This window comes from Billgrantia lactosivorans, assembly GCF_003254665.1.
GTDB classification, from domain to species: Bacteria; Pseudomonadota; Gammaproteobacteria; order Pseudomonadales; family Halomonadaceae; genus Halomonas; species Halomonas lactosivorans.
In genome coordinates this window covers 103,126-112,021 of record NZ_QHGY01000010.1, presented here as the reverse complement: position 1 = coordinate 112,021, position 8,896 = coordinate 103,126, and the positions used below count along the sequence as shown (strand labels likewise).

General features: G+C 68.8%; 7 protein-coding genes. All 7 read left to right on the top strand.

Features of this window, described 5'->3' with window-relative positions:
* Nucleotides 1-550: GlxA family transcriptional regulator (locus DIS04_RS16785; RefSeq protein ID WP_162623103.1), on the top strand; the 550-nt coding region annotated here is incomplete at its 5' end.
* A gap of 260 nt (nucleotides 551-810) precedes the next feature.
* Nucleotides 811-1,788 carry a dipeptidase gene (locus DIS04_RS16780; RefSeq protein WP_111414934.1) on the top strand — a complete coding sequence of 326 codons (978 nt, stop codon included), beginning with the start codon at nucleotides 811-813 and terminating at the stop codon, nucleotides 1,786-1,788.
* Nucleotides 1,789-1,974: 186 nt separating this feature from the next.
* On the top strand, nucleotides 1,975-2,520 hold the full coding sequence (locus DIS04_RS16775) for a 4-vinyl reductase (protein WP_111414942.1): 546 nt from the start codon (nucleotides 1,975-1,977) through the stop codon (nucleotides 2,518-2,520).
* Between the two features lie 10 nt (nucleotides 2,521-2,530).
* Nucleotides 2,531-4,603, top strand: coding sequence for a dimethylglycine demethylation protein DgcA (gene dgcA, locus DIS04_RS16770; RefSeq protein ID WP_111414933.1), 2,073 nt, complete (start codon nucleotides 2,531-2,533; stop codon nucleotides 4,601-4,603).
* A 187-nt stretch (nucleotides 4,604-4,790) separates the two neighbouring features.
* Nucleotides 4,791-6,782 (top strand): (Fe-S)-binding protein, encoded by a 1,992-nt coding sequence (locus tag DIS04_RS16765; RefSeq protein WP_111414932.1) that lies wholly within the window; start codon nucleotides 4,791-4,793, stop codon nucleotides 6,780-6,782.
* Nucleotides 6,779-8,077 (top strand): electron transfer flavoprotein subunit alpha, encoded by a 1,299-nt coding sequence (gene etfA, locus DIS04_RS16760; RefSeq protein ID WP_111414931.1) that lies wholly within the window; start codon nucleotides 6,779-6,781, stop codon nucleotides 8,075-8,077. The genes DIS04_RS16765 and etfA overlap by 4 nt, the downstream gene beginning before the upstream one ends.
* Nucleotides 8,067-8,885: an electron transfer flavoprotein subunit beta gene (gene etfB, locus DIS04_RS16755; protein WP_111414930.1), complete on the top strand. Its 819-nt coding sequence runs from the start codon at nucleotides 8,067-8,069 to the stop codon at nucleotides 8,883-8,885. The genes etfA and etfB overlap by 11 nt, the downstream gene beginning before the upstream one ends.
* Nucleotides 8,886-8,896 lie beyond the last annotated feature (11 nt).

Sequence of the window (8,896 nt, the reverse complement as noted above, 5' to 3'; positions counted from 1 at the left end):
GTTCATCTGCGACCGGGTGCGCGGCGAGCACGACCACCAGCGGGTGCCCCTCAAGCACGTGCTGGGCACCACCCAGCCCAAGCTGCTGGAGATCGTCGCGCTGATGGAGGCCAACCTGGAAGAGCCCATCTCGCTCGAGGAGCTGGCCGCCTACGTCGACGTCTCGCGCCGCCAGCTCGAGCGGCTGTTCCAGAAGTACCTCAACTGCTCGCCGTCGCGCTACTACCTCAAGCTGCGCCTGACCCGGGCGCGCCAGCTGCTCAAGCAGACCTCGATGTCGATCATCGAGGTGGCCTCGGCCTGCGGCTTCGTCTCCACCCCGCACTTCTCCAAGTGCTACCGCGAATTCTTCGGCCTGCCGCCGCGGGAGGAGCGCCTGGGGGTCAGCCCGCTGCGCCCGCCGGTGCTCGCCGAACAGCCCTCCGACACCCTGCTGCTGCAGCCGGTCGCCTTCCAGCCCGTGCCGGAGCAGCCGATCTCGGCGGCGCTGATGGCGCTCGACCAGGCCCGCGGCGAGCCGACCTACGCCAGCGTTCGCCTGGACCATTGAGCGGCTCCCGCAACGGCCCGCGGCACGGCTGCCGCGGGCCGCTGCGCTTCTACCGACGCTGGAAAGCCCCTTTCCCGCTGCCGCGGGGGAGGGGCTTTGCATGCCGCCTGCGCCGGTGCGGGCGATGACGAGACGGGGCCGCTCGTCGCTGTCGCGACAGACATGACGCTTTTGGAATTCTCGCCGTCGCTTCCAGAAGTCGAGGCGTGCCTGGGCGGCGCTATGCTGCCATCAGTCAACCCCGACCCGGAGCACGCCCCATGACGCCCCAAGACCTGCACGACGACGCCATCGTCATCGACGGCCTGATCATCGCCAAGTGGAACCGCGAGCTGTTCGAGGACATGCGCCGCGGTGGCCTCACCGCCGCCAACTGCACCGTCTCGGTGTGGGAGGGCTTCCAGGCCACCGTCGACAACATCGTCAAGTCGAACCAGCTGATGGCCGAGTGCAGCGACCTGGTGCGCCCGGTGCGGACCACCGCCGACATCACCCGGGCCAAGGAGGAAGGCAAGACCGGCATCATCTACGGCTTCCAGAACGCCCACGCCTTCGAGGACCAGATCGGCTACGTCGAGGTCTTCAAGCAGCTCGGCGTGGGCATCGTGCAGATGTGCTACAACACCCAGAACCTGGTGGGCACCGGCTGCTACGAGCGCGACGGCGGGCTTTCCGGCTTCGGCCGCGAGATCGTCGCCGAGATGAACCGCGTCGGCATCATGTGCGACCTCTCCCACGTCGGATCGAAGACCTCCGAGGAAGTCATCCTCGAATCGAAGAAACCGGTCTGCTACTCCCACTGCCTGCCCTCGGGGCTCAAGGAACACCCGCGCAACAAGTCCGACGAGGAGCTGCGCTTCATCGCCGAGCACGGCGGCTTCGTCGGCGTGACCATGTTCACCCCCTTCCTGCGCGCCGGCGTCGACGCCACCGTCGACGACTATGTCGAGGCCATCGAATACGTGATGAACATCGTCGGTGAGGACGCCATCGGCATTGGCACCGACTTCACCCAGGGCCACGGCAAGGACTTCTTCGAGTGGCTGACCCACGACAAGGGCTACGCCCGTCGCCTGACCAGCTTCGGCAAGATCATCAATCCCGAGGGAATCCGCACCATCGGCGAGTTCCCCAACCTGACCGAGGCGCTGCTGCGCCGCGGCTTCAGCGAGACTCAGACACGCAAGATCATGGGCGAGAACTGGGTGCGAATCTTGAAAGACGTTTGGGGTGCTTAACCGGCCTTCGGGCCTGTTGCGCTTGCGATTACTGCGTTGCGAAGTCGTTCGAAATGCTCATGGACCACAGTCCACTCCGCTTTCTCTCGACTTCGCGCCTTGTTCTCGCTGCGCTCATGACGGCCCAGACTCATTCGTGAGCCAGATCACCAGCGCCAAGAACAACGATTTTTGAGGAACATGACCGTGACCAAGATGGCCCCTGAACTGCCCATCGAAGTGGATAGCGAAACCGGCGTGTGGACCACCGACGCCCTGCCGATGCTCTACGTGCCGCGGCACTTCTTTATCAACAACCACACCGCCGTCGCCGACGCACTGGGTGTGGACAAGTATGCCGAGATTCTCTACCAGGCCGGCTACAAGAGTGCCTGGCACTGGTGCGAGAAGGAGGCCGAATTGCACGGCCTGGCAGGCGTCGAGGTGTTCGAGCACTACATGCGGCGTCTCTCCCAGCGCGGCTGGGGCAGGTTCGTGACCGAAGAGATCGATCTCGATGCCGGCACCGCCCGGGTGCGCCTGGAGCACAGCGCCTTCGTCTACCAGCTGGGCAAGACCGGGCACAAGGAGGAGTATATGTTCACCGGCTGGTTCGCCGGCGCCATGGACCAGATCCTCGCCGCCCGCGGCAGTGCCCTGCGCACCGTCGCCGAGCAGACCCAGAGCGCCGCCGAACCCGGCTGCGACGTGGGCATCTTCATCGTCAAGCCGCTGCCCGACGCCCGGGGTTGAGGAGGTTTCCATGGCATTCGACGCGATCTTCGAGCCGATCCAGATCGGCAAGCTGACCATCCGCAACCGCGTGGTCAGCACCGCCCATGCCGAGGTGCATGCCACCGACGGCGGCATGACCACCGAGCGTTACGTCAGGTACTACGAGGAGAAGGCCAAGGGCGGCTGCGGCCTGTGCATCTGCGGCGGCTCTTCCGTCGTCTCCATCGACAGCCCCCAGGGCTGGTGGAGTTCGGTGAATCTGTCCACCGACCGCATCATCCCGCACTTCCAGAACCTGGCCGATGCCGTGCACAAGCACGGTGGCAAGATCATGATCCAGATCACCCACATGGGGCGGCGCTCGCGCTGGGACGGCTTCGACTGGCCGACCCTGGTGTCGCCCTCGGGCATTCGCGAGCCGGTGCACCGCTCCACCTGCAAGACCATCGAGGAGGAGGAGATCTGGCGCATCGTCGGCGACTTCGCCCAGGCGGCGCGGCGGGCCAAGGAGGGCGGCCTCGACGGCGTCGAGCTCTCGGCCGTGCACCAGCACCTGATCGACCAGTTCTGGAGCCCGCGGGTCAACAAGCGCACCGACCAGTGGGGCGGCAGCTTCGAGAACCGCATGCGCTTCGGCATGGAGGTGCTCAAGGCGGTGCGCGCCGAGGTCGGCGACGACTTCGTCGTCGGCATGCGCATCTGCGGCGACGAGTTCCACCCCGACGGCCTCACCCACGACGACATGAAGCAGATCGCGGCCTACTACGACGCCACCGGCCAGGTCGACTTCTTCGGCGTGATCGGCTCCGGCTGCGACACCCACAATACACTGGCCAACGTGATTCCCAACATGTCCTACCCGCCGGAGCCGTTCCTGCACCTGGCGGCGGGCATCAAGGAAGTGGTCAGCGTGCCGGTGATCCACGCCCAGAACATCAAGGACCCCAACCAGGCCCAGCGTATCCTCGAGGGAGGCTATGTCGACCTGGTGGGCATGACCCGCGCGCACATCGCCGACCCGCACCTGATCGCCAAGATCAAGATGGGCCAGGTCGACCAGATCAAGCAGTGCGTGGGCGCCAACTACTGCATCGACCGCCAGTACCAGGGCCTCGACGTGCTGTGCATCCAGAACGCCGCCACGTCGCGCGAGTACATGGGCCTGCCGCACATCATCGAGAAGTCCGAGGGGCCCAAGCGCAAGGTGGTGGTGGTCGGCGGCGGCCCCGGCGGCATGGAGGCGGCGCGCGTCGCCGCCGAGCGCGGCCACGACGTCACCCTGTTCGAGGCCGCGGAGCAGCTCGGCGGGCAGATCACCATCGCCGCCCAGGCGCCGCAGCGCGACCAGATCGCCGGCATCACCCGCTGGTACCAGCTGGAGCTGGCGCGCCTGAACGTCGACCTGCGCCTGGGCACCCGGGCCGACGAGGCGACCCTCGAGGACCTGCGCCCCGACGTCGTGATTCTTGCCACCGGGGGCCAGCCCTTCCTCAGCCAGTTCCCCGAGTGGGGCTACTCGGAGGATCCCGAGGAGAGCCTGGTGGTCAGCACCTGGGACATCCTCTCGGGCAAGGTCGCGCCGGGCAAGAACGTGCTGATCTTTGATGCCATCTGCGAGTTCTCCGGCGTCTCGGCGGCGGACTACCTGGCCGACAAGGGGGCCAAGGTCGAGATCGTCACCGACGACATCAAGCCCGGCGCGGCAGTGGGCGGCACCACTTTCCCGACCTACTACCGCAGCCTCTACGAGAAGGAGGTGATCATGACCGCCGACCTGATGCTGCACAAGGTCTACCGTGAGGGCGGCGGCCTGGTGGCGGTGCTCGAGAACGAGTACACCGGTGCCCTCGAGGAGCGGGTGGTCGACCAGGTGGTGGTGGAGAACGGCGTACGCCCGGACGAGGCGCTCTACTACGCGCTCAAGGAGCGTTCGCGCAACCGCGGCCAGGTGGATCTCGAGGCGCTCTACGCGGCCAAGGCGCAGCCCTGCCTCGCCGAGGAGGGCGACGGCTACCTGCTGTTCCGCCTGGGCGACTGCACCGCGCCGCGCAATACGCATGCGGCGATCTATGACGCCCTGCGGCTATGCAAGGACCTCTGAAAACTATTGCGCTCGGCCAGGCGTTGTTGAAGTTCGGCTCGTCATGCTCATGGAGCCAGCAGTCCACTCCGCTGACTCGCCGAACTTCGCCTAGCCTGGCCGGCGCTCATGACGCTTTCCACGTGCCGGCCTCTGTGATTGCCGGGATAGCCACAACGCCAACGGCTTATGAGACGAGGTGAGCACCATGCTCGACGCCCTCCTGCCGATACTGATCTTCTCCGCCCTGGCGCTGGCCGTGATCGGTGCCGTACGGCGCATTCGCCTGTGGCGCCAGGGACGGCCGTCGCCGGTCCCCGTTATCCAGGGGCTCGCCGCCATGCCGCGGCGCTACCTGGTGGACCTGCACCACGTGGTGGCACGCGACAAGGTGATGTCCAACACCCACGTGGCCACCGCCGGCGGCTTCGTCGCCGCCGCCGTGTTGATGATCCTGGTACATGGCCTGGGGTTCGCCAACCCGCTGTTGGGCGGGCTGCTGCTGGCCGCCAGTGCGCTGATGTTCGTCGGCAGCCTGTTCGTCGCCAGACGACGGCGCAACCCGCCGGCGCGGCTCTCCAGGGGGCCCTGGATGCGGCTGCCGAAGAGCCTGATGGCGTTCTCGCTGAGCGTGTTCCTGCTCACCCTGCCGACGGTGGGCGTCCTTCCCGAAGGCACGGGCAGCGGGATCCTCGCCCTGGCGCTGGCCGCGGTGCTGGTGTGGGGGCTGGGCGAGATGGTCTTCGGCATGACCTGGGGCGGGCCGATGAAGCACGCCTTCGCCGGCGCCCTGCACCTGGCCTTCCATCGCCGCCCCGAGCGCTTCGGTGAGGGCAAGCGCTCCACCGGCCTCAAGGCGCTGGACCTGAACGACCCCAAGGCCCCGCTCGGCGTCGAGACGCCCAGCGACTTCACCTGGAACCAGCTGCTCGGCTTCGATGCCTGCGTGCAGTGCGGTCGTTGCGAGGCGGCCTGCCCGGCCTTCGCCGCCGGCCAGCCGCTCAACCCCAAGAAGCTGATCCAGGACATGGTCGTCGGCATGGCCGGCGGCAGCGATGCCCACTATGCCGGTTCTCCCTACCCCGGCAAGCCGGTGGGGGAACATGCCGGGGACCCCCACGGCCCCATCGTGGCGCGTGAAGGCACCGCGCTGGTGGACGCCGAGACACTGTGGTCGTGCACCACCTGCCGCGCCTGCGTCGAGGAGTGCCCGATGATGATCGAGCATGTCGACGCCATCGTCGACATGCGCCGCTTCCTGACCCTGGAGCACGGCAACACGCCGGGCAAGGGCGCCGAGGTGCTCGACAACCTGATCGCCACCGACAACCCCGGCGGCTTCGACCCCGGCTCGCGCCTGCACTGGGCGGCGGACCTCAACCTGCCGCTGATGCGCGACGTGGGGCAGGTCGATGTGCTGCTGTGGCTCGGCGACGGCGTCTTCGACATGCGCAACCAGCGCACGCTGCGGGCCCTGGTGAAGGTGCTGCGCGCCGCCGAGGTCGATTTCGCCGTGCTCGGCAACGAGGAGCGCGACAGCGGCGACGTGGCGCGGCGGCTGGGCGACGAGGCGACCTTCCAGTCGCTCGCCCGGCGCAACATCGCGACCCTGTCGCAGTATCGCTTCCAGCACATCGTCACCTGCGACCCGCACAGCTTCCACGTGCTCGGCAACGAGTACGGCGCGCTGGGTGGCGTATACGAGGTGCGCCATCACAGCACCTATATCGCCGAGCTATTCGAGGCGGGCCGGCTGCACTTCGCGCCCTGGAAGGGCGGCACGGTCACCTATCACGACCCCTGCTATCTCGGCCGCTACAACGGCGAGTACGAGGCGCCGCGCAACGTGCTCAGGGCGCTGGGCATCGAGGTCGCCGAGATGGCGCGTTCGGGGTTCCGCTCGCGCTGCTGCGGCGGCGGCGGCGGGGCGCCGATCACCGACATACCCGGCAAGCAGCGGATTCCCGACATGCGCATGAATGACGTCAAGGAGACCGGCGCCGAGCTGGTCGCAGTGGGCTGCCCGCAGTGCACCGCCATGCTCGAGGGGGTGGTCGATGCCAGCGCCGAGGTGCGCGACATCGCCGAGCTGGTGGCCGATGCCCTGGTGGAGCGCCCCGCTCACTCCGGCCACGATAGCGCCCGTGACCCGCAGCCTGTCGCCGAGGCCCGTTCCGTGGTGAAGGAGGTGACACCATGAGCGAGATCATCCGCCGCGATCCGCGCAAGGAGTGGATCGCCCGCAATCGCCTGCATCCCGACCATCTCAGCGTGCTGGCGGAGCTTGGCGAAGGCACCGCCGCGACCGAGTGGATGGGCCCTAACGGGGTGATCCGCCGGAATCCCCATGCGGTGGGCTTCGTCGGACCCAACGGGGTCAAGCGCATCGACCGCAGCGGCGCCCAGCAGGGCGGCCACGCCGCACCCGGCGCGGCGGCGCAGGCGAAGGAGAGTCGTCGCCAGGTGACGATCGATGAACCGGCGTTCCTGGTCGCGGTGGTACCGGACCTGCCCGGCGGGCGCCTCTCCAGCCACGACCGCGACCTGCTCGGCCTGGCCCGGCAGTTGGCCGATGCCGACGGTGAGCGGCCGGGCGCGGTGCTGGCGGTGGTCTTCGCCGGCCAGGAGCGCGAAGGAGGCGCCGAACTGGAGGCGGTAGGGTTGGGTGACGCCGGCGTCGATCGGCTGATCGCACTGGATGGCGACGCCTTCGACGGCTACGCCCCGGAGGCCCGTCTGGCGGCGCTCTCCGCCGTCGAGGACGCCTTCGCCCCGCGCCACTGGCTGCTGCCCGACTCGAAGCTGGGGGGCGCCGATCTGGGGCGGCGACTGGCGGCGCGCCTGCGGGAGCGGCCCGCCACCAGTGTCTGGCAGATCGAGCCGGACGAGACGGCGGCGCTGGGCTGGCGCTGCACCGGGCGCGGTGCCGCCGGTACCAGCGACATCCAGCGCGCCCTGCCGCGTGTGGTGCTGGCGCTGGCCGAATGCGCCGAACCCGTCGCCGAGACCCGCCATGCCGCCCAGGCGCTGGCCCTGGCGCAGCCGCTGCCCCCGCTGCTGGCGAGGATCGAGGACCTGGGGCCGGTCGCCGTCGATCCGGCCGGCGTGGCCCTGTCCGAGGCCGAATTCATCCTCTCCGCCGGCAACGGCGTCAAGGATTGGGAGGGCTTCCATCACGCCGCCGAGGTGCTGGGAGCGACCGAGGGCGCCTCGCGGGTGGCGGTGGACGACGGCTTCATGCCGCGCGACCGCCAGGTGGGCGCCACCGGCACCTGGGTCACCGCGAGGGTCTACCTGGCGGTGGGCATCAGCGGTGCCATCCAGCACCTGCAGGGCATCCAGAGCTGCGACAAGGTGGTGGCCATCAATCTCGACCCGGGATGCGACATGATCAAGCGCGCCGACCTGGCGGTGATCGGCGACGCGGCGAGCATACTCGCGGCGCTGGTCGAGAAGGTGCAGCGGCAACGAGAGGAGAAGCGCGATGCGGCCTGAGGTCGATGAAGTCAAGAAACCGAAACAATCGGCACTCGAGGTGGCAGTGCTGGTCTCGGTCGGCCGACACCCCGTGACCGGCCGTGCGCGGCGAGCCGACCAGGACGCCCGCGGCGTGGAGCTGGCCCTGACCCTCGACGAGGCGCGAGTCACCCTGTTGCACGCCGGTGCGCTGGACGAACAGAGCGAGGGCGCCCTGCGTGGCTATCTGGGCATGGGCCTGCCGGCCCTGACCCTGATCGAGCAGCCGCAAGGGGCCGACGTGCTTGACGCCCTGGCCGGCACGCTCGGCGACGCGCGGCCGCAGCTGGTGATCGCCGGCGAGCGCGCCGAGCAGGGCGAGGGTTCCGGCATGCTGCCCTACCTGCTGGCCGAACGCCTGGGCTGGCCGCTGGTCGGTGGTCTGGCCGCCGTGGAAAAGGTCGAGGATGGCGTGGCCACGCTGCTCCAGGCCCTGCCGCGCGGCCAGCGGCGTCGCCTTCAGGTGCGCCTGCCGGCCATCGTCACCGTCGACGCCGCCGCGTCGGCGGCGCGCCAGAGCGCCTTCGGCCCGGCCCGGCGCGGTGCGATCGAGACCGAAGCCGCGGCGATGACGTGGGACGAGGCCATGCCGGAATGGAAGGTGTCGCCGGCCCGCAAGCGCCCCAAGCGGCTCAAGATCGTCAAGGCGACCTCGGCGCGGGAGCGCTTCAAGGCCGCGGCGGCCAAGGCCGAGGGCGGCGGTGGCCAGGTACTGACCGACGCGACCCCGGAGCAGGGCGCCGAGGCGATCTTCAAGCTGCTCAAGGAGGAGGGTGTGCTGCGGTAGGCTTGCGCCCG